This is a genomic window from Pedobacter africanus (assembly GCF_040548825.1).
Classification (GTDB): Bacteria; Bacteroidota; Bacteroidia; order Sphingobacteriales; family Sphingobacteriaceae; genus Pedobacter; species Pedobacter africanus_A.
In genome coordinates this window covers 143,793-165,891 of record NZ_JBEPSL010000007.1, presented here as the reverse complement: position 1 = coordinate 165,891, position 22,099 = coordinate 143,793, and the positions used below count along the sequence as shown (strand labels likewise).

Sequence of the window (22,099 nt, the reverse complement as noted above, 5' to 3'; positions counted from 1 at the left end):
GGTTTATCCACGATTCTGAAAAAACTAAAATGGCTTTCTGTAGTGGTTCAAATCAGGCTGCGTACATATTTTTCAAGGTCAGCGCTATGGCGACCGTATAAAACAATAAAATGGGAGAACAGAAGTATACAAAGAAATGTCTTGATCATGATTTTGCAGCACCACCTTTGCAGTTTTCAGAACAAACCATTATGGATATGATAGCTGCAGGTACTTACCATGACTATATTAAACACAGCAGCCCGGAGGCGCAGCAACAGGAAATAGGTAAGGCCCTGGAAGCGCTGAACCAATTGCCAGCCGTATTGCAACAGGTATTGGATGGAGAATTAAAAGCTGGTAATAAGGTGGCTGATGTAACCAGGAATTACCCTGATCAGGGTTCGATCAGCGTGACCATGACCAAACGTTTTAAAAACAAGTATACAGTAAATGGTTTGGTGTACAGTCTTTGCAATGACCCGCATTACTGGTATGCGGATTATAGTACCATTGATATCCCAAGACATTTGTTGATTTGCTAATAACTTAAACAACTAATTTACAAAATGATCATTTTCGGACTCAGAAGCGGCAATATAAAACAGGTTGAAAACAGCCTTGCTGATTGCGCCCATTGCGGGACCAAGAAAACTGTACAGCTTCATTTTTACACATAAATAACATCAACACTGAAAGACATGAATGCATCGATCTACTCCATTATTCAGCAATTGGAAATATATATACAAAAGGCTCACCAATCTGGCAACAAGTACGATTTTATTGATCCTGCTCAGGAACTGTTCATTGAACTGGAAGAGCTGGAAAATCAGGAGGAGGCTATAGAACCACTGTTTTTGCTGATCGAACGTAGCCCGGATATCGACTATGGCGGTCCAGGCCCGCTGGGCCAGTTCCTGGAAGCATTTGAGGGAGGTATATATGAAGAAAAATTATTGGAATCGTTGCAGCGTAAGCCCACATTGTACACAATTCATTTATTGGATATGCTGCTGCAGGATAGTAACCACCCACAGCAAGCCCGTTACCTTGATACCATGCGGACTATTGCGGTTAACCCTGTACTGCCTGAAGACATCCGGCAGGAGGCTATGGATAACCTCCAATACGCCTTAGAAAACCTGCATCCCTGGGATGATGCACTGAAAGAACGCCTGAGCGAAGTTGAATCTTTATTGGAAGAGGCCGATGCACAACATGCCCTGGAGTTGGAAAAACTGAAACAACATCAGCCACCTGCCCCGGTAGATGAGGTGAACCATAACGGCATTACTTTTAAGGTACTTACCCGCAAAGCCGTCGAGGCCTATCTGCCAACGATTACCGACCTGCCTGGAATGGACCCCTTGTATGACATATGGGATGAATGGCGTTTCCCAACCTGGCATGAAAACGGATATTTTCTGCTGGCAGAAGAAGAAGTTGAAGCGCAAAAGCTGGAACTCGATTACAGCATTGATGGTGTAGACGACATAACGGTACTTGGCTTTATCTTTCTGAAGGGGCTAAAGCTTGACACTTATCTTATGGCATTTGATACAGACAATTCGCCTGCGTTAATTGTACACGGTGACCTACAATGCCAAAATATCCATCTTTTTGGTAACGTTCATTATATAGGAGGGAAAGTAACGGCCGATTTTATCTGGGCCAAGTACAATCATGGTGAACTGTACCTGAATGGGTATGTTGAGGCCAAAACCATACTGGCAGATGATATGTCGGTGTTCATTCGGCAGGTAGCAGACACAACTGCGCTTGTCAGTATTATGGGCATGAATATTTCTGTAAAACATCCGCTGGAGGCGCAGTGGCTGCAGCGGCCGTCTACCCACGGGCTTGAAGAAGTATTCGTTGCTGAAGTCTATGAAACTGATGAGTGGGGCGAAACCGGACTGAGGGAAGAAGGACCTGATACCGCTTTGGAACGCATTAAACAAAATAAACCCTTTTTGAAATGGCCTTAAAAATTATTATTGCAATAGTACTGGTACTGATTTGCGCAGTTGTGCTCAGTTCCTGTTATGGTACAAGAAAAACCTTGTTGTCGGAAAACCGTGTGTACCATTGGAAAGTTTACCTGGTAAAAAAGAGCCATTTTTCAATAGGTACTTACCAGCATTTTGAGGTTTATTACAAAGGAAATTTACTGGTACTGCCCAAAGAAATAACCGATGGAAGCCAGGAGATCAGTGAATTTATAACTGCTGTTGCCCTTGACAACCGCTACAGCCAGTTTGGTACCGTAGCAGTAATTTTTGAAGGACATTTTACCAGGGAAGATGGTGTGCCTTACCGTGCAATGGTTACGTTGCACATCAGGCCAGGCAAAGGGAATGAACTGGTGGTAACCAATCCCTGCAGCGGAAAAGAAGCAGTGATCGATTCAAAATAACATAATATTCTGTTGAATACCAGTAGACTAAACTAAATAGAAAAGGATATTGGCTCATTCATAGTGCACATTCACTCATCCCGGCAAAAACAGGATGATTTTACTCGCACATTTAACTAAGTCAATCAGATTATTAAATAAAATCATTCTTATGAAAACAAAGGGTATTGTATTTAGCTGTCTCTTTTTGCTGCTGGCCTGTAGCAAGAAGGATAAAGAGAATCCATTTTATGGTGAGAGAAACAGCTATACCTACCAAAACGGAGGTGAACCTGTGACCGTGAAAATTGAAAAAGCAGAGTTTGAATACGACGGGGCCGAGATGCTTTTGCATTTTTATAAATCAGAGTACAACCAACATCTTCGGATGCTTTTGGTAAACCAGGCATTATTCTAAAAAGAAATTAACCTGCCTACATAAAAATTTAAAAACTGAAGATCATGAAAAAATCATCATTAATAAGTATCTGTTGTTTGCTACTGCTGGTATTTTCAGGTTGCAAAAAGGATAGGCAGGAAATGAGAGAAGAAAAGTTCGATATTAACAACCCTTATGGCTATGTCATTGCGGTTACCTATAACAACTTTAATTACCCGGGAATTAGTTCAGGTGTTTTGCTATTTTCCAACGATAATAAAAACAGCAAGGCAATGCTGTATGACCGCAACGGTGAACGCGTCCTTAACTACACCGTAAATGGCAGCGAGCTAAAGTTTCTGGAAAACGGTGAATTATTATTTGAATTTAGGATAGAGAATAACAAAATCGAGGTCCCTGGTAATAACCTCGTGGCCAAAAAAGCAGAACTGGTGAAGATACCCGCCGAAAATCGGTTGGCAGGAAAAACATTCACAGGCATATATTATAATCCAAATGGAACTGTACATCAGCCAAAATTTTTCTATGCTTTTGCTCAAAGTGGCAACAAAGTAGATGTAGGTTTTGAGCCAGGTACAACCATACGTAGCGAAACGTATGTGCTGGCAGCAAATATGGCTGCGCTCGTAAAGAAAACCAATTTTGTGGAATTTGTAATGGTGATGCCCAATGGCGATATCGTATGTAATTACACAGACATCAATGGTGGAACTTATTATTCGAAATACGGCGAGTTTAAATAAGAATTAAGCAAAAAGCTATGAAAATATTAAAAGCAATCGTCATTCTGCTATTGGCAACTGCCACATTTGGCGGCTGCAAAAAGGAACAAGAAACACAGTTTAACATCCATAAACCTCAAGGATACGCCATTATAGCCAATTTCGATCCTAATGGACGATCCCCGGTTGTTTTTGTATTTCCCGATGATCAGAAATCCGGTATGAAAATGTACCAGCTTCGGGGAGAAATTGCAGGCGTATATACTGTAAATGGGAATGAGAATGAGCTAACATTTGCGAGCCAGGATGCGACCTTTAAATTTAAAATAGCAGCAGGAAAAATTATTAGCTCCGATCAGGTATTTACAAAGGCGGAGCTAATCAGGGTACCTACTGAAGATCAGTTAGCAGGCAAGACATTTACTGGTGCCTATTATAATTCGCAAAACGGTGCTATGCGTTACCCTAAATTCTTTTATGCTTTCTATCCCATCGGCAATAAGGTAAATGTAGGCATTGAGGTCGGTACCAATTTACGTACAGAAACTTATACCCCAATAGGCAATGTGGCTGCCTTTATGAAAGGCAATGGCATTACAGAATTTATAGTAAAAATGCCCGATGGTTCGATTATGTGCAATTACAGAGACGGACAAGGTTCCTCATATGGACTATTCAAGTGATCACCATTTTTCAGATATTATCCAGGTTCGTTTCAAGGGCCTGGCAAATTATGCCATACCGATAGGTAGTTTTAGTTATAAATCAAATGGAAATATTAATCCCTATGATCCTGCAAAGAATTTTAGTGGAGGACAGGTGGGCATTGATAATGTTTACGATGAGTTTAATGGTGGTACAGTCAAAATTAACAAAGATGGCGAGAAATACGTGATAGATCTGGATGTTACTACCAAAAACGGAAGTTTAAAAGGTCAGTTTAAAGGCACACTTAAAAAGATTTAAAAGGAAATGAAAAGTTTAGTGGGTATTCCGGTGAATTTGGCCGCTGATTCCGCATTTAAGCTGACACCATTTTTAGTTCCAAACTACCCCGGGCAACTTACATCTATATCTTTAGATACTTTAACACATAGATGCAGTTCGCGGTTGGTGAGTGCTAAAACTTGTGCTTATAAAAAGTACCTTTTTACTGCCTTGTTATCAATAGCTGCATTTTCTCTTGCTTGTACAAACAATATTAGAAAAATGGAAAACAATACGTCCGAATTGGAAAGTATATCATTCGACAGCCTTTCTGTTAAATCATACGAATACTTATATGCACAGCAGGACAGTTGTGAGAAAAAATATGGTATCGGTGCTTATCAGAATTGGTTTTACGACCAGACTACCGGAGAACTGTCTTTTAGCAACGATGGCGTTAAAAAGTTGATAATCGATTAAGAGTGAAATTGGCAAGGTTAAATCTTATGGAGAAAGTAGAGGTTTTAAAAAGCTCATAGACCGCAAGTGGAAGGCAGATGAAATAGATGGGTGGGAAATGACCGCCATTGCAGCTTACGTTCTGAAAGCGAAAGGAGCTTATAGAGTGCCTTCGAAGGATGAGAAGCTATTCTTATTTATGATTTTTAAGAATATTAAATGGGTGGATACAATAAGAAATTAGGTACTCACAAGGGTAAATCTGGTACAGTAAGAGATATTCATACCAGCAAGACTGGGCATGTTACCGTAACGGTTGAACAAGAAAATGGAGTTAGGTTTAAGACGCTTGGTAAGAATGTGGTGGTAACTGGGTAAGGGCTATTATAATGCCTCTAATTCTTTTCTTTTGAAGCCCGTTGCTTCTGCTATAATTTTAAGATCAATGCCCTTGTCTTTCAAATTACGGGCTATCGCTTTTTTTTCTTCCAAAGCTTTGGCTTCTGCCTCAGCCTTTGCATCTTGCTTTCCCCACTTGTATAGGATATCACGCTCTTTTTTCCAAAATGAATTTACATTTAACATGGTAGGATCTATTTTTTTTATCAAAATTACGCAATTGAGTAATTTTTCTCTATCCCAGATTCAAATTCAACGTGCAGCAAATAGGATTTTCTGGTTTGCTGGCATAAAAATCAGGTATCGGTTGCAAATAAGATCATTGAAATTTTATGCTTCATTATACATTAATAGCTCTTCCCTGGTAATATCATAAAGCTTCGCCACTTTGCGAAGTGTACTTTCTGTTGGGTAAAGTATATCGGCCTCTAGCCTTAGATAGCTGAAATAAGGGGTTTTTAAAAGCATAGCTGTTTCTGCTTCTGACCGGCCAGCTGTTTCACGCAACAGCTGGAATTTATGACCGAATGTAAGTTCCGTGGAATAGTTGTGTTTTGCCATACGTAAATATACCCAAGGGACAGGACCGGGTTTAGCTATAGCCAGGTTTACAGGATAGTGAGGGGTACCAATAATATTTCTGTTAGCGGGCTTGTCGCCGTTTGCAAAGCCCTGGAGGTACAACCTTCGGAAGTCTTTGATTTTACTGTTGCCATTCCGAAATATCCGCCTGTAAGGAAGGCAAGGAAGGGATAGTTTTCCTGATGTTCAAATTCGAATCTTTTTTTGTTCGAAAAAACACAAAATTATGTTCGGATTCGTATCTGTTTGGGGTAGATGGGTGCCGTATCTTTGATTGTACAGTTAAAGAACAGCTAATACATCTAATAGAAAGGAGGATATATGAATACACTGTTACTTGAACTATTTTTTAACCGTCAGAATTATGGTAAGCTGGTCTTTAAAGCTGCTGGGCAGATTTTAAGACTGGATAAGTTGAGCAATGTATTGCCTTTTGTAGCAAGCTTGCATCAATTAAGTAAGGCCATAGATACGGGTGCTCATCAGGATTGCGGTTATGAACTCAAAGCTGTAAACGGAACGGAATGGCTGCTGGATTGCAAGTTTGCCAGGGGAATTGTTGACCTACAGTTATGGTTCCACAAGCTTGGTTTTAATGAAAGGTTGGAGACCTTATTTGATTGGAGAGGTACCGCTGCTGAATTTGGAGATGCGGTTAAAAGATTGATTGAGCGATTGCCCAAATACAGGTTCGTGTTTTGGTAAGCTTAAAGAAATGCTGATGCTATCGTTGCTAACCACAGCTTAAAAAGGTTTGCAAACGTCTATTAAACCCATTAAATTTTTAAATTATGGGAACATACAAAAAAGGTATCCTTGGTTTTTTCAGGGGTAGGGTGGGCACTGTGGTTGGTGCCGTCTGGAACGGAATCCACTACATGAAAAGCTTACCGGATGTAGGGGATGACAATCCTACACCAGCACAATTAAATGTGAGGGCAAAGCTATCGTTGGTAACCACATTTTTGAAACGTTTGAAGGCGTTGATAAAGGTTGGTTATCAGGATTTCACTAATGGCATTACGCCGATGAACGCAGCCACGTCCTACCATTTGAAGAATGCGGTGACGGGAACCAGTTCATTGAACTATGCTATTGATTACAGCAAAGTGATTTTTAGCGTGGGTGATTTGCTGGAAGCCAACACGCCTGCTGTTGCTGTAACAACAGCTGCCAAGCTGGACTTTAGCTGGGTAAATGATGCACCGGCTGGTGGTACTGGCGGAACCGACAAGGCAACTGTTTTAGCCTACAACGTAGACAAAAACAAGTTTGCGACTCTGGCAGGTGCGGCAGCAAGGTCAGCTGCTGCATATGTGTTGCAGTTGCCACCAGACTGGAGCGGGGACGAAGTCTACGCGTGGATTGCTTTTGTAAGTGCTGACGGGAAAGAGGTTTCCAATAGCAGTTACATCGGGCAGTTTACGGTCCTTTAATTAACAGGGTTGCGTGTAGCAGCGCAACCCTTTTGTTGAACTTAAATGTGAATTATGAAAACGTTGAATTTTAAGCTGCCTGTTAGGGTGTCGATGAAGCAAATAGAAGTGTATTTGATTGGGGCAATTATGGTATTGGCCTGGTTTACTTTGCCAACAGTAATTGCCGGTTGGGATGTTACAGCGGGTTATATTGACCAGAGTATATGGCTACTGGTTTTGTTAAGCCTGATCAGTTTTTTACTGACAGTAGGGCTTTGCTGGTGGTTGTTACAGCGCTTTTGGGTAAGCGCGGGATTGCCGGATTTGAATAGTATGGTTTTGGGGTTTAAAGGATTACGGACATGGGAACAGTTAGGGTTTTATTTTGCCTGCTTTGTGGCGTTATTATGGGCTGCGGTAGGGGTGATAGTGGGGGTGATGTAGGGTTGGAGTCGCCCTCCCGGGGCGTAAGAAGGTTGCCACGGCTCGCTCAAGTCCAGCCTCGCAATGACGTTGTGAATATAGCCAGGGGGGAGATTGGAGTGAGGGAAGTTGGGAATAATGATGGGAAGAGGGTTAGGGAGTATTTAGCTTATACAGGGATTAAGACCCCGGCACCGTGGTGTAGTTCCTTTTTGAGTTGGGTTTTTGGTGAAGCGGGGTATTCAGAGCCTAAAACGGCTTGGAGTCCTGCAATGTTTCCAAAAGAACGGTTGGTTTACCCCTCTCAGCCTTCGGCAGCTCTCCCCGGAGGGGCGAGCGAAGCGATGGTAATAGGAATTTATTTTTCGAGTTTAAAAAGAATAGGGCATGTTGGGTTGATTGAAAGGCTGAAGGGAGAGCTCATTTATTCTATTGAGGGCAATACCAATACTAACGGGAGCAGGGAAGGCCACGGGGTGTTTCGAAAAGTTAGGCACCTAAAAACGGTTAGCAAGGTTGCTGACTGGATTAACTAAAAATGGTTGAACTAAAAGTTGTGAGAACTTTTGAAAAAGTTCTTTGACGTATTAAATTTTAAAGAAATGGCAAGATATAAAAACGGAATAAACGGCCCGATTTCTGGGAAAGTGGGCGCAGTGGTTGGTTCGAGCTGGAGGGGCGTAGAGTATCTAAAAAGCCTTCCCGATAGGGGCGGAAAGGCTTTTACCGAAAAACAGAAAAACCAGCAGTTTTTAATGGGCATGGTAAGCAAATGGCTCAAGCCATTAAAACGCATTATTGAAATTGGCTACCAGATTTTTGTAACCGGCAAAACGCCAATGAACGGCTGTGTGTCTTATCATATGAAGCATGCGGTTACAGGCAATTCGCCATTGGAATATGTGATCAATTTTGCAAAAGTGATTTTTAGCAGGGGCGAATTGCTGATTCCGCTGATTAAAGAAGTGTTGGGCTTAATGGATGCTGTATTGCATATTAAATGGGATAATGCCAGTACTTCCGTATTTAATAATGATGATGATAAGGCAACCATAGTGGTGTATAACCCCGCAAAGCAGGCTTTTGTAAGTTTTGAAAATGTGGCCCAAAGAGCGGATAAAGAGGCCGTACTTCAGCTGCCAGCAGCATATGCCGGTGATAGGGTTCACTGCTGGCAGCATTTTGTAAATGAAAGGGGTGATGCGGTAAGTACTACTGTTTATTTGGGGGAGGTACTTGTAAGCTAACACTGTTTCGATTGGGGCGGGTTAAAGCGCCTGGATTTGCGGCAGATGGTTAGATATCCATCTGCCGTAATTTTAAAAAGCCGGACTTGCGGCAACCATTATATGTGGGCTTAAGCATAGTAGTGACTGATCCTGCTCCGTCATACTGATCAGTTCCATCAGATTTGCTTTCTTGTTGCTGTCGTGCCAGCTTTGGAAAAAATTACTATCCAACCAGGCCATTCCTTCTACCGCATGAAGGCCATTGATGTAAAAGCCGCCCAGTTTAAATTCATCCATAAGCTCATTCGGCCGGTGATAGCAAGCGGAATGCAGGATGCCATTTAAGCCTTGAGGTGCCTCGTGTTCGCCTGTTAAAAGTTCGGAACTGCACATGCCGAAAATACTGGGATCATGAATCATTCCGTTGTGTAAGGCGGCTAGTGCCGATGCGGAGTGGGTAATGGCAAAGCCTAGTACTGTTCCGCCTGGTTTTACTATACGGCGGGCTTCTTTGATGGCTTGCAGCCGCTCGTTTTGAAGTTGCAAATGATAAAGTGGCCCATGCAGAATGACCAGATCAAAGCTGGCATTCTCAAACGGAAGATTGCGGGCCTCGCCAAGGATACAGCGAAAGCTGCCCGGTTTACGTTTGGCTTTTTCGATGTGTTTGGGTAGCGGGTCTACCAGGGTTACCTTGTGGCCCAGAGCAGTGAGCCAACTGGCATAATGTCCGGTGCCGCCGCCAATATCTGCAATATGTAAGGGGCGGGGCCCGGCATAACGATTGATCAGGATTTTGTTTCTTTCAAATTCTAATGGGCCCAGGCCGGTTTGAAGACGGGTATCTTCGTTACTTTTATTATAGAAATCAGCTATCGCTGGATTTATCAGTTTCATATGGTTTGTTAAAAATTATGCATTAAAATACTTGCAGGCTGGTTTAGGCAACCGCCTCGAAAGCATAGGCAGAGCTGCCATGCTGATAATGATATGTTTAACAAACTTTAATGACACAAATTAAGAGAGTTTTATCTGATTATGCAAATGCTGCTCGCTGTATTGCCAGTCAATGAGTGTAATAGTTTTTTAAGTTGAAGTGCAGTTTTTAATGAAAACGCAAGGATAACTTTGCCTAAATTTTAGATTATTGCCTCAGGGCAAAATGTTCATTTTTGGAGTGATTCCCTTGTTAAATGTGTACGGGCGGTGGACCAGGTGTTGTAAAGTGCAGTAAATATGCGCTAAAGTGCAGTTTTTTGTTGATGGTCAATCCTAATTTTGTTTTCCCGATTTCAGGTATATCGTTCATTAAGTTCCTTTATTGAATGATAAAGTTTTAGTAATTGACCTTGGGGTTTTTAGTCTACCCCGGGTGTTTGTTTTTTTATGAAGCCCAATCTCTGTTGGGCACGAATTAAAATTTGGTTAGTGGCGGTGTGTGTGGATGCAACACCGCCTTGTATCTGCTTAAACTGATCTGGATAGGAGTGTTAACGATGATTTAATGGAAAGGATGCTGGAATATAAAACAAATAAGAAGGATTACGACGAGCCTATGATGTTGCAGTTAGATGAACTGATAGCTGCGCATTTGCACGAAGGGAAGCTTCCGGATTTTTATGTAAAACAAATGGGTATTGAACAATACCGGCTGGAAAAATGTGTAATGGCACATCATGGCCTTAACCTGAGCAAATACCTGGTAGCTAAGCGCAATGCCGAGGCTTACCGGTTGTTGCTGGAAAGTGATTTGCAAATTAAAGAAATTGCTTTTGCAGTTGGTTTTTCCGGTGGTGGCGCTTTCTGTAAAACCTTTAAAATGTTGGAGGGAACCAGCCCGGAGGCTTATCGGGTAAAAATGGGTATTGACATTCAGCAACTTCAAAAAGAAAGCCTGATGGCGCGACTGGACGGTTTAATTGACAAAGAGATGGATAGGTTGCGTACTGCTACTCTTTACGCCAGGGAACTGAATGTTTGTACTAAAACCTTAGATAATTGTGTAAGAAAAGTACATGGTATAGGCCTGGGCAGGTATCTGCAGCAGCGGCGCAGGCAAGAAGCTTGCAGATTGTTACAGGAAACGGCATTGCCTATTAAGGAGATTTCGAAAAGAATTGGTTTTTTACATGCCAGCACTTTAAGTAAGGCTTTTAAGGTATCTGGAGGTAAAAAGCCAAAAGAAGTAAGGGCAGTGTTCAGGTCGGAAAATCTGAATAAGTTTACCTGCGGGAAGTATGCAGGTACTGTTACGCTTGCAGCGGCTGATAGAACTCAATTTTAAAAGCAATAAAAACGCAAACTTTTATGTGGATGCCATGAAGGAAAACTTGCTGGTATAGTATTATTAAACAGGATTTGCTACGTTTGTAGAATACTATTCATAGTTTATACATCGGAACAAAGGGGAATGGCTGATTACAGCAAATATACTGACCATGAGTTGCTAACCTTAATAAAAAAGGGAGATGAACAAGCTTATGCTGTTGTATTCCGTAAATATTGGGATAAATTACTGGTTGTAGCAGGAAGAAGGTTAAATGATCAGGATGAAGCTGAAGAAGTACTGCAGGATATATTTCTTAACCTCTGGAAACGGCGGCAAAAACTTGAACTGCGTGTTGGCTTTGACCATTATTTTGCAGTTGCCCTGAAATTTGAGATCATTAATCGTTTGGCCAGGCAGCAACGAGAAAGCAGCAGGAACGAGAATTATACGCGTACAATAACCAGTTTAGTTCAGGATGCTTCGGGGAATTTTGATCTGGAACTGCTCCGGACTGAACTGGAAGCCAGCATTCAGGCTTTGCCACCTAAATGCCAGCTGGTGTTTAGGATGAGCCGGGAAAAGGACATGACCAACAAGGAGATTGCAGCCGACCTTGGGATTTCAGAGAAGGCAGTTGAAAAGCATGTGGGGGCAGCAATAAAAACGCTGCGGACAAAATTTGGGCAGTATCTTCCAATTTTTTTGATTTTTCTTTCCAAATGAGGTAGGGTATATGGGTTTTCATTTGGCTATACCTTAAAGAGCCAGATTTAATGACCAGTTCAAATACACCGGAACATATCAAGCACCTAGCCAGGAAATGGCAGGAAGGAACCATTACCAATGCCGAAAAACAGACATTTGAAGCCTGGTACGATTCTTTCGATGCTATTTACGAAATGAAAGGAACAGAAACCAGGGAGCAAGCCTGGGAACGCCTGTACCAGAACATCATTAAAAAAGCGAACATTACAGCAGGTAGAAACCGAACTTTTAAAATGTGGGGAGGCTGGCTGACAGCTGCAGCTGCCCTGGCTTTGGTGTTTCTTGGGATTTATTTCTTTAATACATTCCGTTACCAGGGTGCCAGCCGACGCCAGCTGACATCAGCTTCTGCTGATGTTTTACCTGGTAAAAACAGTGCTACCATTACATTGGGGGATGGCAGAAAGATAGAACTCAGCCATGCCAAAAACGGGGTTGTTATTGGAAGGCATAATTTTGCCTATAGTGACGGTACGCCTCTCGAATCACTTTCTCAGGAGCAAAAAAATACCATGCTGACAGCAAATACGCCCAGGGGCGGAACTTATCAGATTGTATTACCCGATGGCACAAAAGTTTGGTTAAATGCAGAGAGCTCACTACAGTTCCCGGCTAGATTTAATGACAAGACAAGAGAGGTTAAGTTAAGCGGGGAAGCGTATTTTGAAGTTGCACACAATAGGACCAAACCTTTTAAAGTAAGTTCAAAAGGCCAGGAAGTGCTGGTGCTGGGTACCCATTTCAATATCAATGGCTATGATGCCGGGGGCGTAACAAAAACAACATTGCTGGAAGGTGCTGTAAAAATTACAGGTAACAAGGATAATCAGGTGCTCCGGCCGGGGCAGCAGGGCATTTTGGAGGCTACCGGAAAAATAAATGTTGCACCGGCCAATATAGCAGATGCCATTGCCTGGAAGAACGGATATTTCATATTTGATGAAGAAACACTGGAAAGTGTAATGTATAAAGTTGCCCGCTGGTACGATCTTGAGGTTGAGTATGAAGACGCAGAAATCAAAAAACAGGTGTTTGGAGGCAGTATTTCCCGGTATGAAAACGTATCAAAAGTTTTTTACATGCTTGAAAAAGCCGGAAATGTGAAATTCAGACTGGAAGGGCGAAAAGTAATTGTAAATAAATCATAATCACAACTAAATCAATTAAACCAATCACAATGAAAAAATCAGGAACAAAACCAGCGGGGTAGCATAGTATCAGCAGATTGGAAATGATTCAGGGACGCAGCGAACGCCCCTGAATGAAATGCCGGTCTGACTGAAAATGAGCTTTTACGAACTAATTTTTTAATCTAAACAGACAACCAAATGTATAAAATTTATACCAGAATTTTATTTTGGGCAGACCACCATGTGCCCAGACCACAGTTTACAAAAACAACTAAAGAGAAATTACTCATGCAAATTAAACTTGTTACGGTTTTAATGATTGCAACCATGGTGCAGGTCAGTGCTGCAGGATTCGCGCAAAGGGTAACGCTAAAAAAGAATAACATTTCCCTTGAACAATTATTTACCGAAATCAGGGAGCAAACGGGCTATACTGTATTATGGTCAGGTATTGAAATTAAGGAGGCCAGAAAAATCAATGCGAATTTCCGGAATGCTCCTTTGGACGAAGTATTAAAAAGCAGTCTGGATAACCGCTCCTGGAAATATGAAATAGAAGACAAGGTTGTAGTCATTAAAAAAAGAGAACCATCTTTTCTGGACCGTATGATCTATATCCTTAAAGCTATTGATGTTACAGGAAAGGTTGTTGATGCCAGCGGCCTGCCTTTGGCAGGGGCTACAGTGAAGGTAAAGGGAAGAGATCAGGTAACCCGAACCAATGAAAATGGCGTGTTTACTTTCAAAAATATTGCTGAAGGGGCAGTACTCCAAATTTCTTTTCTGGGTTATCAGACCCGCGAGCTGAATGCTGCGCCTGAACTCGGCAGGATTGTAATGCAGCTTTCAGATGATAAACTGGAAGAAGTAACTGTTTTCAGTACAGGATATCAGAAAATACCTAGGGAAAGGGCAACAGGTTCATTTGATCTGATCAGTAGTAAAGAAATAAAAAATAAGATCCAGACCAATGTGCTGGAACGGCTGGAGGGAATGGCGCCGGGCTTGTTGCTCATTGGTGGAAAGGACAATCCAAACAGCAATCCGGCACAGGACGATGGTCTGACCATTCGGGGGGTATCCACTTTGTATGGTACAAAAAGGCCGTTGATTGTGGTCGACAATTTTCCTATTGAGGGTGATATCAACTCGATTAATCCAAACGATGTGGAGAGTATTACTATCCTTAAAGATGCAGCAGCAGCTTCTATCTGGGGGGCGAGGGCTGCAAATGGGGTGATTGTGATCACAACCAAACAGGGAAAGCAGGGGAATATTACATTTCAGTACAACAATAGCTTTCAGTTTCAGGCTAAGCCGGATATCAGCTATTTAGACCGGTTGTCCTCAGCAAACGACATCGCAATTGAACGTAAACTGCTTACGCCGGCATATGAAAGCAATATTCAATTTAACCGGAGCGCATTTTCTGCATTTGCTCAATTGTTCATGGATTCTGTAGCCGGAAGGATTACACCTGCAACTTATCTGAATGAGGTGGAAAGATTAAAAGGACTGGACAATACGCAGCAAATAAAAGATCTGCTGATGCAAACATCTTTTACACAAAATCATAGTTTTTCTTTTAACGGGGGTAACGAAAGGAACCAATATTACGGATCGTTTAATTATACCAACTCAAATGGATATAACCTTCATGAAGGCAACAACAACTATACTGTCTTTTTAAAAACCTCGCATAAAGTTACCCAGCGCCTGTCTTTCGGGGTAAATGCCAATCTGAACTTTTCCAATGGCCAACAGGCCCCTGTTTCAGCCCTCAGTGTTTTTAGGCTGAAACCTTATGCCATGATCCAGGATGCCAATGGAAACCCCATGGTGGTGAACAGAAATGCAGACCCGGCCAATCAGAACAATTCCAATGCGTTTAGCATTGCACAAAGAAAGGCTTGGGGCCTGGCCGATGAATCTTATTATCCTTTAAAGGAAGTAAACAACAAGGAGCTTACAAACAGAGGTATAGCGCAAAGGATTCAGGCAGAACTGAATTATAAAATTACAGAAGGTATTAGTGTAAACCTGAGTTACCAGCTGGAAAAAGGAAGCATGGCCAACAGAAATTATGTTCATGCAGATCAGGCAGACCTGATAAAGGAAATCAACGACTTTATTACACCCACCCTGAATTCCAGTGGACAAATCGCAACCAATGTAGATGGTACCTTACTTACCCCAACTTACAATGTTCCACAGGGTGCAAAGCTTACAGAAGTGAAATCTGACTATACGGGGCATGTGATAAGAGGGGTGCTTGCAGTGGATAAAGTGTTTGCCGGCGACCACCAGGTGGCGGCGCAGCTGGGAGTAGAAAATAAACAGTCGAGCAACAATGCCAACAGTGTTACCAAATATGGTTACGATGACATTACATTGCAGTTTATTAACCTGGATTGGCAAAAGCTGCAGAACCTCCCTTTAACATTAAGGAGTATAGGCAATGGTTTTAACGGCATTAATGATTATATTACTTATCAGGAGAACCGATTTGTTTCAGCATTTGGAAATGCTTCGTATACCTATAAAAACAAGTATGTACTGAGCGGAAGCATCCGGATAGACCAGACCAATTTATTTGGTACAGACCCAAAATATCTATACAAGCCTATGTGGTCGGCCGGTCTGGCATGGAACGCAACGAATGAAGATTTTCTGCTAAACCACCCTGTGTTGAATAACCTGCAGCTAAGGGCAACCTATGGTATAAATGGAAACATCCCTAAAAATTCAGGGCCTTTTATGATTGCTACTGCGGGTCTTAATTTTGTAACCAACCTGCCGTCTAACAGGATTACTGTACCGGCCAACAATTCATTAAGGTGGGAGAGTACGGCTACAACCAACCTGGGCCTTGATTTTGCAATTTTCAATTACAGGATAAATGGTAAGCTCGATTATTACCATAGAAACACAACAGACATCCTGGGAGATGAATTTATCAATCCAACGTATGGTTTTTCCAACGCGCAGATCAACTCTGCCAGTATGACCAATAAGGGCTTTGAGGCACAATTAACCACTAAGAATATTGTTGGAAGGGATTTCAGGTGGTCTACCACCTTAATGTATGCCATTAATAAAAATAAAATTACCCATTCTGCATTATCGCCCGCATTTACCAATCCACGCAGCATAGCCAATGGCTCTCCCTACCTGGTGGGCATGCCTTATGGCGGTCTTTACAGCATGCGTTTTGCAGGGCTTTCGCCAGATAAAGGTCAGCTGAGGCTCCTGAATGCTGACGGGAATATTGAACCTAACGGGGTGCTGACCAGCAGGCTTGATTTTGCTTATTTTTCTGGCAGCAAAAGGCCGATACACAATGGAGCACTTACCAATATGCTGAGTTATAAAAACCTGGACCTTAGCTTTATGTTTGTTTTTTATGCTGGGCATGTAGCCCGTCAAAGTTTGCCTTTTGCCTCAGCCGGACCTAATTGGATGGATGGAAGATTGGCTCAGGCCTGGAAAAAACCAGGGGATGAGCATACCACCATAATCCCCAATGTGATCAATGATGCGAGTTCATCCTATGCAAGGGCTTACTATGCCAATTTCCTGGATGCAAACGTGTTTAACGCATCTTATGCCAAATTACGGGAGGTTATTTTAACTTATAATGTATCTCCAAAAAGTTTAAATGCAATTAAATATTTAAAAGGCCTGCAGTTTAATGTTCAATGCCGCAACCTGCTTACCATTACCAATAACCGGTTTGACATTGATCCGGAAGCATTTTCAGGACAAGCCAGAACATTGCCATTGATGCCTACATATGCCTTTGGAATAAACGCAACATTTTAAAAATAAGCTAATGAAAACGAAATATTCACTATTACTGCTGGTATTGGTCCTTGTTGGCCTCTCTTCATGCAAAAAATACCTAGATATTACCCCTAAAGGATACGTGATCCCTTCAAAGATCCAAGATTTTGAACGTCTGCTGAACGATGGAAGTAATTTCAGGTTCCTGGCTACCGATATAGATTTTCTTTCGGATGACTATTATTTCAGGAGCCTTGACAGGACGAATTTTGCTGAAACCAGCCAGACCCGTTTGTATTTCTGGCAGCCTGACGCATACTTAACCCGAGAGGAAATCAAATATTCTTTCTGGGCGGCATTGTACAGCAACATTTATCAGTTCAATGCCATTCTGAATGGTATTGATAAAGCTGAAGGCGCCACGCCAGCCAGGGTGGCCAGTGCCAAGGCGCAGGCAAAATTTGGCAGGGCACTGTCATACTGGTACCTCGTTAATCTTTACTCAAAGCCCTACAATAAGCAAACAGCATCAACAGACCCGGGTGTGCCTTTGGTAACTGCTAATGAAGTGACCAAAAATCTTCCTGGACGGGGAAGTGTACAGGGAACTTATGATTTTATATTAAAAGACCTCACAGAAGCTTTAAATGATGTTCCCATTGCAGCTGCCAATGCTTATTTAATTTCAAAGCCAGCAGTTTACGGGTACCTGGCCAGGACTTACCTGATGCTGGGGGACTATGTAAAGGCTGGGGAAGCTGCAGACAAGGCGCTTTCTTTTAATTCCAGGCTGATAGACTACAATACAGTGTATTCGAATAAGACCGCATCAAACGGTGTAGCTTATATTGGTATAAAGACCGGGGTAACTACTTTTTCCGACAGGTTAACCGTCCCTGAAAATATCTTCGCACAGCTGTACACCTATACCGGGGGGATGTTTAATCAGCCTATTGCCAAAACAACAGAACAGCTGTTTGATGCCAAAGACCTAAGAAGGGTTTTCCTCATTCCTTATGTAGAGGCCAACATAACCTGGGATGGTATATATACCTATATGGATCAGTTTATTTACGTAAATCCGGGTATTTCTGTACCCGAGATGTACCTGGTGAGGGCTGAGGCATATGCCCGGGGCAATAATCTGACAGCAGCTATGGCCGATCTGAACACCTTGCGCAAAACCCGGTACAGACCTGCAGACTATACCGATCTTAGCGCAAGCGATCAAAAAGATGCGATCAGAAAAGTGCTTTTGGAGAGAAGAAAAGAACTGCTGTTTAAAGGCGCCCGCTGGTTTGACATGCGAAGACTGAACAATGACCCTGATTTTGGTTTTACTGCACGCCATTATTTTACCAACGGAACCTTTATAGAGTTGCAACCAAATAGTCCATCTTATACCCTGCATTTACCGGAGTCGGCTTTGTCAACGGATATTCAGCAAAATAAATAGGAAATTATAATGATCAGATTAATATTGGGCATTGCGGTACTATGTGCCGTAGTTCCCTCGTTTGCCCAGCAAAACGTAAAAATACAGGTAGGGGCCGCCGGCGCTGCTGATCCTGCTGTAGTGATTTCCTTACCTGTTGATGGCAATTATTTTGAACCCAATACCATCACCAAAACATTGGACGCCAATAACAAGGTACTTTTCACAGTACCATTAAATACTGGCGGTGTTGTTAAAGTTAGCAACGACTTCCGTTCAGTTTTTCTGGTGGTGCAAGCCGGTGAGAAATATGAACTGACTTTTGTTCCGGGTAAAAAAGCTGTTCAGATTAAAGGGAATAATGCGACTGGACAGGAACTGTATAATACCTTGTTTGAGGACAACACCCGGTCAAGGTTTCAGGACCTGGATAAATACCCGCTTGCTGCGAAGCGTCTTCAGGTATGTGATAGTCTGAAAAAAGCGGACCTGCAAAAGTTCGAAGCTTTACTTAGCGATAAAAAGATCAATACTACATTTTACAGGTATATGGAAACAGAAGCAGATATGTATTACAGGTTACTGTTTTCTACCGATATGTTTTTTAGCCTGAGATCGGGTGTGTACAGTGAAACCGCGGATACAAAAAATCCTCCTGATCCGGAGTTCGTGAAAGCATGGACAGCTGTCTATGCGGATGTAAACAGCAATAAAAACTGGCTAAGATCACAGTTTTTTAGTATGCTGATGGGGAGGTATTCCAGCCTGCAGCATCTGAAAGATAAATCACCAAAAGAAAAGGACATTCCTTATGCCCTGCAAATGATCCGGGATTTTAAGGTACTGTTAAAAGGGGATGCTCTGGAGTATGCCTGGGCAAATGGCATTGCTACAGGCTTAGGTAATAATGAAAATGAGAAAGTCTGGCTCAGCAACTGGGCTGAATTCAAACAAACCTTTCCGAAGAGTAAGCTGCGGAATGCATTAATACCCGGAATGCAGAAGGTTGAAGCCTACCATAAATCGTTGCTCGCTACACCAAAAGAGGTTGTGTTTTTAAAGGACTATGCACAGATCAGCTCACTTGAGGAGCTGGGGCAACGTTTGAAAGGCAGCGTGTCTTATGTTGACATGTGGGCTACCTGGTGTGGGCCGTGTAAATTGGAACTGCAATACAGCATTAAACTCCATGAAGAGCTTGAAAAGCTGGGGGTTAAACCGGTTTACCTATCTATTGACAGGGACAATGCAGACGCAAAATGGCAGGAGATGGTGAAGGGGTTTCCGTTAAAAGGAATAAATCTTCGTTCGGGTACAGCATTAAAAAAAGATATTGATGCAAAGGTGCCTAAATTTGTCGGGATACCACGGTACCTGATCTTCAATTCTAAAGGAGAAATAGTTAACTGGGATGCAAAACGACCAAGTGACATGAAGGTATTACTGGAACAACTGAAAGAAATTCAATAATACTGCGGGGCCTTAAGGCCCCGCAATTCTTTATACCCCAAATTGCCTTAAGTGATGATCGGCATGTTTGTAAGCAAATATGCCGATTTGTTCTTTGGTCATTTTTCCGAAAAAATCATGAATGAAATTTTCATTGGAATAATGGCCATAATCGGCAATTAGGCCTGCCCAGATTGCCTTCTGGGCATTTACATCGCCCGCTTTTTCTTTTACGGCCATTTTGCCTGCCGGCATGTTTTTGCCCAATGGCCTGTCGTCTTTGGTATTGCTCTTGAGTGCCATTTTGCCAAAAATCTTACCCAGGAACTCTTGCTTATAAACAGGATTGTTTTTCCCCAGGATCCACTCATCCCATATGCTGCAATGTTTGGTCATCTGGTAAACGTTCATTTTGCCCCAGAGTGGTTTGCTGTTTTCATCAAGCGCATTTACCCTTGATACTAATTCAGCTCTTACATCCGCGTTAAACATTGTTTTCATTGTCGAAATTGTTTAAGGGTTGCAGGGAAAAATAATTGCCGGAGTCATCCTTGAATAAGGCCTCTGTTCCATAAAATTCTTTGGAAGGGGGTTTTATAAATTCAACACCCTTGGCTTTCAGCTCTTCATAAGTAGCAAAGATGTCTTTACAGGTTAATACCCCACAGCCGAAGATGCCTCTTTTGATAAGGTCTATTAAATTCTCTGCAACTTCTTTTGGAAACATTTTGCTTACGGTAACCGGGAACAATACCAGTTGCAAGTCGGGCTGTTCCGGCGGCGACACCGTTAGCCAGCGTGTTTCCGGCCCCATAGGAATATCGTCTACGAGTTTGAAGCCTAATTTGTTTACATAGAAGTCATACGCGCTATCCTGGTTAATAACGTGAATGTTGGTAACGGTCATTTTTGTGATCATGGTATTTCGGGTTGATGTTAAACTTACCACAAACATCAGCAATAAATCAGCTGTCGGTTTCTTCAAAATTGCTATTTTCCAGCCAGCCATGTTGGTAGGCATAACAGCCGGGTACAAAAGCAAGGGGTGTTTTGCTGATGTTCTTTTTAGTTTGCTGATGGTGTTTCAGATAAGCTGACGGGGATTTGCCCACTAGTTTTGAGAAAAGCCCGCTGAAGGAAGACAGGCTTTCAAAGCCTACCAGAAAGCAGGCCTCGGTAACAGGAATATCGTTTTTGAGGTGTTCTTTTGCCTTTTCTATCCTTACGTACTTTAAATACTGATGCGGTGTTTTGCCGTAGGCCGACTTAAACAGCCTCAGAAAATGGAATTTGGAGAAATAGGCTTCGTCTGAAATGTTGTTGAGGTCTAATTTCTCAGCGTAATTGTTGTCTATGAAAAGCTTCGCCTGAACAATCCGTCTGTATAAATAGACCCTAGGGTATGGAATTGACAGGCTAGCTTGGAAAGGCATGGGGCTTAAAAATTAAGGGTGTCAAAAATATCGCCCCTGTTTAACTTGCCATTGATCTGGCCAATCACATCTACCTTTGCCTTCAGGCACAGGGCATTGTCGGAAAGCCTGTAAATGTCCTGGTAAAATACCAGCTTCAATCCCTGCCTTTCTGTTCTTAGTTTTACGGCAAAGCGGTCTCCACTGGTAAGGGATCTTTTAAAGTCCATTTCTATCCTGGAAACCATGAGCAAAATACCTTTGTCTGTCAGTTCTTTAAACGATACAGATTTGGTAGCAAGGTATTCATGGCGGGCATGCTCCAGGTACGACTGGTAGATGGCATTGTTAACGATGCCCTGCAGATCGCATTCATAATCCCTTACTTTTAACTCAATTTCAAAAAGATAGTCTGCCATGATCGTGTAAATTACAGGTATTCGAAATCTTCGGTTTTAGGGAAACGTTCCAATCCGCTAAGAATAGCTTCTGGTACTGGCCTGGCTATTTTCCGTCTTAGGGTGTCTATCCAGCTGCCTTCAACCTGAATGGTGGCGTGAAGCTGGTTTTCGTCTGATAGGAATTCGTGCCTGATGACCCATCTTGAGCCGTCTTTGCGCATCCTTAGTAATTTGGTAACGATGTGTACTTTTGAGTTCAGATGGATTTCTCTTCTGAATTCGCATTGCTCTTTAAACAGGACAGGCCCGATATGGGTTTCCTGTAACAGGCCAATAGTGATGCCGTACTGGTGCAGGATCTCTATCCTTTCCTGGGCAGCAAGATCGTAATAGCTGCTGTGACGCAGATGAAAATTGGGGTCGAGGTCTGACCACCTTAAGCTGAGGTTCTTCATTAAAACAAATATACAACCATCTGTCTATCCATAACTGCACTTTGTCAAATTGTTTCTTTTCCCA

Annotated in this window: 29 protein-coding genes; 21 read left to right on the top strand and 8 right to left on the bottom strand. The window is 42.3% G+C overall.

The window, feature by feature from the left end; translation table 11 throughout:
- Window positions 1–110 precede the first annotated feature (110 nt).
- The 9 genes from ABIE26_RS26245 (at window position 111) to ABIE26_RS26205 (ending at window position 5,129) form a co-directional block, all read left to right on the top strand.
- Window positions 111–524, top strand: coding sequence for a hypothetical protein (locus ABIE26_RS26245; RefSeq protein ID WP_310146809.1), 414 nt, complete (start codon window positions 111–113; stop codon window positions 522–524).
- A gap of 156 nt (window positions 525–680) precedes the next feature.
- Complete coding sequence (locus ABIE26_RS26240; protein WP_310146812.1) at window positions 681–1,970, top strand: hypothetical protein; 1,290 nt, start codon at window positions 681–683, stop codon at window positions 1,968–1,970.
- Entirely contained in the window at window positions 1,961–2,398 is a 438-nt protein-coding gene (locus tag ABIE26_RS26235) for a hypothetical protein (RefSeq protein WP_310146814.1), read from the top strand. Before ABIE26_RS26240 ends, ABIE26_RS26235 begins: the two co-directional genes overlap by 10 nt.
- Window positions 2,399–2,549: 151 nt before the next feature.
- Entirely contained in the window at window positions 2,550–2,795 is a 246-nt protein-coding gene (locus ABIE26_RS26230; RefSeq protein WP_310146816.1) for a hypothetical protein, read from the top strand.
- Between the two features lie 44 nt (window positions 2,796–2,839).
- Window positions 2,840–3,520 (top strand): hypothetical protein, encoded by a 681-nt coding sequence (locus ABIE26_RS26225; RefSeq protein WP_354376266.1) that lies wholly within the window; start codon window positions 2,840–2,842, stop codon window positions 3,518–3,520.
- 17 nt (window positions 3,521–3,537) lie between these two features.
- On the top strand, window positions 3,538–4,182 hold the full coding sequence (locus ABIE26_RS26220) for a hypothetical protein (protein ID WP_310146820.1): 645 nt from the start codon (window positions 3,538–3,540) through the stop codon (window positions 4,180–4,182).
- Window positions 4,166–4,465 carry a hypothetical protein gene (locus ABIE26_RS26215; protein WP_310146822.1) on the top strand — a complete coding sequence of 100 codons (300 nt, stop codon included), beginning with the start codon at window positions 4,166–4,168 and terminating at the stop codon, window positions 4,463–4,465. The genes ABIE26_RS26220 and ABIE26_RS26215 overlap by 17 nt, the downstream gene beginning before the upstream one ends.
- A 6-nt stretch (window positions 4,466–4,471) precedes the next feature.
- On the top strand, window positions 4,472–4,906 hold the full coding sequence (locus ABIE26_RS26210) for a DUF6882 domain-containing protein (protein WP_354376265.1): 435 nt from the start codon (window positions 4,472–4,474) through the stop codon (window positions 4,904–4,906).
- Window positions 4,902–5,129, top strand: coding sequence for a DUF6882 domain-containing protein (locus ABIE26_RS26205; RefSeq protein ID WP_354376271.1), 228 nt, complete (start codon window positions 4,902–4,904; stop codon window positions 5,127–5,129). The genes ABIE26_RS26210 and ABIE26_RS26205 overlap by 5 nt, the downstream gene beginning before the upstream one ends.
- A 140-nt stretch (window positions 5,130–5,269) precedes the next feature.
- Here ABIE26_RS26205 and ABIE26_RS26200 read toward each other — a convergent pair whose 3' ends face one another.
- On the bottom strand, window positions 5,270–5,494 hold the full coding sequence (locus ABIE26_RS26200) for a hypothetical protein (protein WP_310146827.1): 225 nt from the start codon (window positions 5,492–5,494) through the stop codon (window positions 5,270–5,272).
- A 120-nt stretch (window positions 5,495–5,614) separates the two neighbouring features.
- A complete protein-coding gene (locus tag ABIE26_RS26195) occupies window positions 5,615–5,845 on the bottom strand; it encodes a hypothetical protein (protein ID WP_310146829.1) in 231 nt (76 codons plus the stop codon).
- A gap of 6 nt (window positions 5,846–5,851) precedes the next feature.
- Between ABIE26_RS26195 and ABIE26_RS26190 the strand changes: the two genes are divergently transcribed.
- The 6 genes from ABIE26_RS26190 to ABIE26_RS26165 all read left to right on the top strand — a co-directional run bounded on the left by ABIE26_RS26190 (window position 5,852) and on the right by ABIE26_RS26165 (window position 8,954).
- Entirely contained in the window at window positions 5,852–6,040 is a 189-nt protein-coding gene (locus ABIE26_RS26190) for a helix-turn-helix domain-containing protein (protein ID WP_310147090.1), read from the top strand.
- 147 nt (window positions 6,041–6,187) lie between these two features.
- Window positions 6,188–6,571 (top strand): hypothetical protein, encoded by a 384-nt coding sequence (locus ABIE26_RS26185; RefSeq protein WP_310146831.1) that lies wholly within the window; start codon window positions 6,188–6,190, stop codon window positions 6,569–6,571.
- A gap of 86 nt (window positions 6,572–6,657) precedes the next feature.
- Window positions 6,658–7,302: a DUF6266 family protein gene (locus ABIE26_RS26180; protein WP_310146833.1), complete on the top strand. Its 645-nt coding sequence runs from the start codon at window positions 6,658–6,660 to the stop codon at window positions 7,300–7,302.
- Between the two features lie 54 nt (window positions 7,303–7,356).
- Window positions 7,357–7,728 (top strand): hypothetical protein, encoded by a 372-nt coding sequence (locus tag ABIE26_RS26175; protein ID WP_310146834.1) that lies wholly within the window; start codon window positions 7,357–7,359, stop codon window positions 7,726–7,728.
- A gap of 71 nt (window positions 7,729–7,799) precedes the next feature.
- Window positions 7,800–8,243 (top strand): peptidoglycan-binding protein, encoded by a 444-nt coding sequence (locus tag ABIE26_RS26170; protein WP_310146835.1) that lies wholly within the window; start codon window positions 7,800–7,802, stop codon window positions 8,241–8,243.
- Between the two features lie 66 nt (window positions 8,244–8,309).
- On the top strand, window positions 8,310–8,954 hold the full coding sequence (locus ABIE26_RS26165) for a DUF6266 family protein (protein WP_310146837.1): 645 nt from the start codon (window positions 8,310–8,312) through the stop codon (window positions 8,952–8,954).
- A gap of 72 nt (window positions 8,955–9,026) precedes the next feature.
- On the opposite strand, the gene ABIE26_RS26160 is transcribed toward ABIE26_RS26165, so the two are convergent.
- The gene (locus ABIE26_RS26160) at window positions 9,027–9,833 is read right to left on the bottom strand and encodes a class I SAM-dependent methyltransferase (protein WP_310146839.1); all 807 of its coding nucleotides are present in this window, start codon (window positions 9,831–9,833) and stop codon (window positions 9,027–9,029) included.
- A gap of 607 nt (window positions 9,834–10,440) precedes the next feature.
- Here ABIE26_RS26160 and ABIE26_RS26155 point away from each other — a divergent pair.
- From ABIE26_RS26155 to ABIE26_RS26130, 6 genes are all read left to right on the top strand, one after another.
- A complete protein-coding gene (locus ABIE26_RS26155) occupies window positions 10,441–11,220 on the top strand; it encodes an AraC family transcriptional regulator (protein ID WP_310146840.1) in 780 nt (259 codons plus the stop codon).
- A 126-nt stretch (window positions 11,221–11,346) separates the two neighbouring features.
- Window positions 11,347–11,928, top strand: a complete 582-nt coding sequence (locus tag ABIE26_RS26150; protein WP_310146842.1) for an RNA polymerase sigma factor — start codon at window positions 11,347–11,349, stop codon at window positions 11,926–11,928.
- A 50-nt stretch (window positions 11,929–11,978) separates the two neighbouring features.
- Entirely contained in the window at window positions 11,979–13,118 is a 1,140-nt protein-coding gene (locus ABIE26_RS26145; RefSeq protein ID WP_310146844.1) for a FecR family protein, read from the top strand.
- A 180-nt stretch (window positions 13,119–13,298) separates the two neighbouring features.
- The gene (locus ABIE26_RS26140) at window positions 13,299–16,922 is read left to right on the top strand and encodes a SusC/RagA family TonB-linked outer membrane protein (protein ID WP_354376264.1); all 3,624 of its coding nucleotides are present in this window, start codon (window positions 13,299–13,301) and stop codon (window positions 16,920–16,922) included.
- 10 nt (window positions 16,923–16,932) lie between these two features.
- Entirely contained in the window at window positions 16,933–18,339 is a 1,407-nt protein-coding gene (locus ABIE26_RS26135) for a RagB/SusD family nutrient uptake outer membrane protein (RefSeq protein ID WP_310146848.1), read from the top strand.
- Between the two features lie 9 nt (window positions 18,340–18,348).
- A complete protein-coding gene (locus ABIE26_RS26130; RefSeq protein WP_310146850.1) occupies window positions 18,349–19,788 on the top strand; it encodes a TlpA family protein disulfide reductase in 1,440 nt (479 codons plus the stop codon).
- 30 nt (window positions 19,789–19,818) lie between these two features.
- Here the strand turns inward: ABIE26_RS26130 and ABIE26_RS26125 are convergent, their stop codons facing one another.
- Genes ABIE26_RS26125 through ABIE26_RS26105 form a run of 5 tightly spaced genes read right to left on the bottom strand, consistent with a single transcriptional unit; the run spans window position 19,819 to window position 22,035 of the window.
- A complete protein-coding gene (locus ABIE26_RS26125; protein ID WP_310146852.1) occupies window positions 19,819–20,268 on the bottom strand; it encodes a DUF1569 domain-containing protein in 450 nt (149 codons plus the stop codon).
- On the bottom strand, window positions 20,252–20,752 hold the full coding sequence (locus ABIE26_RS26120; protein WP_310146854.1) for a VOC family protein: 501 nt from the start codon (window positions 20,750–20,752) through the stop codon (window positions 20,252–20,254). Before ABIE26_RS26120 ends, ABIE26_RS26125 begins: the two co-directional genes overlap by 17 nt.
- Complete coding sequence (locus ABIE26_RS26115; protein WP_310146856.1) at window positions 20,733–21,200, bottom strand: AraC family transcriptional regulator; 468 nt, start codon at window positions 21,198–21,200, stop codon at window positions 20,733–20,735. The genes ABIE26_RS26120 and ABIE26_RS26115 overlap by 20 nt, the downstream gene beginning before the upstream one ends.
- Window positions 21,201–21,205: 5 nt before the next feature.
- Window positions 21,206–21,598, bottom strand: coding sequence for an acyl-CoA thioesterase (locus tag ABIE26_RS26110; protein WP_310146858.1), 393 nt, complete (start codon window positions 21,596–21,598; stop codon window positions 21,206–21,208).
- 11 nt (window positions 21,599–21,609) lie between these two features.
- Window positions 21,610–22,035 (bottom strand): acyl-CoA thioesterase, encoded by a 426-nt coding sequence (locus ABIE26_RS26105; RefSeq protein ID WP_084237395.1) that lies wholly within the window; start codon window positions 22,033–22,035, stop codon window positions 21,610–21,612.
- Window positions 22,036–22,099 lie beyond the last annotated feature (64 nt).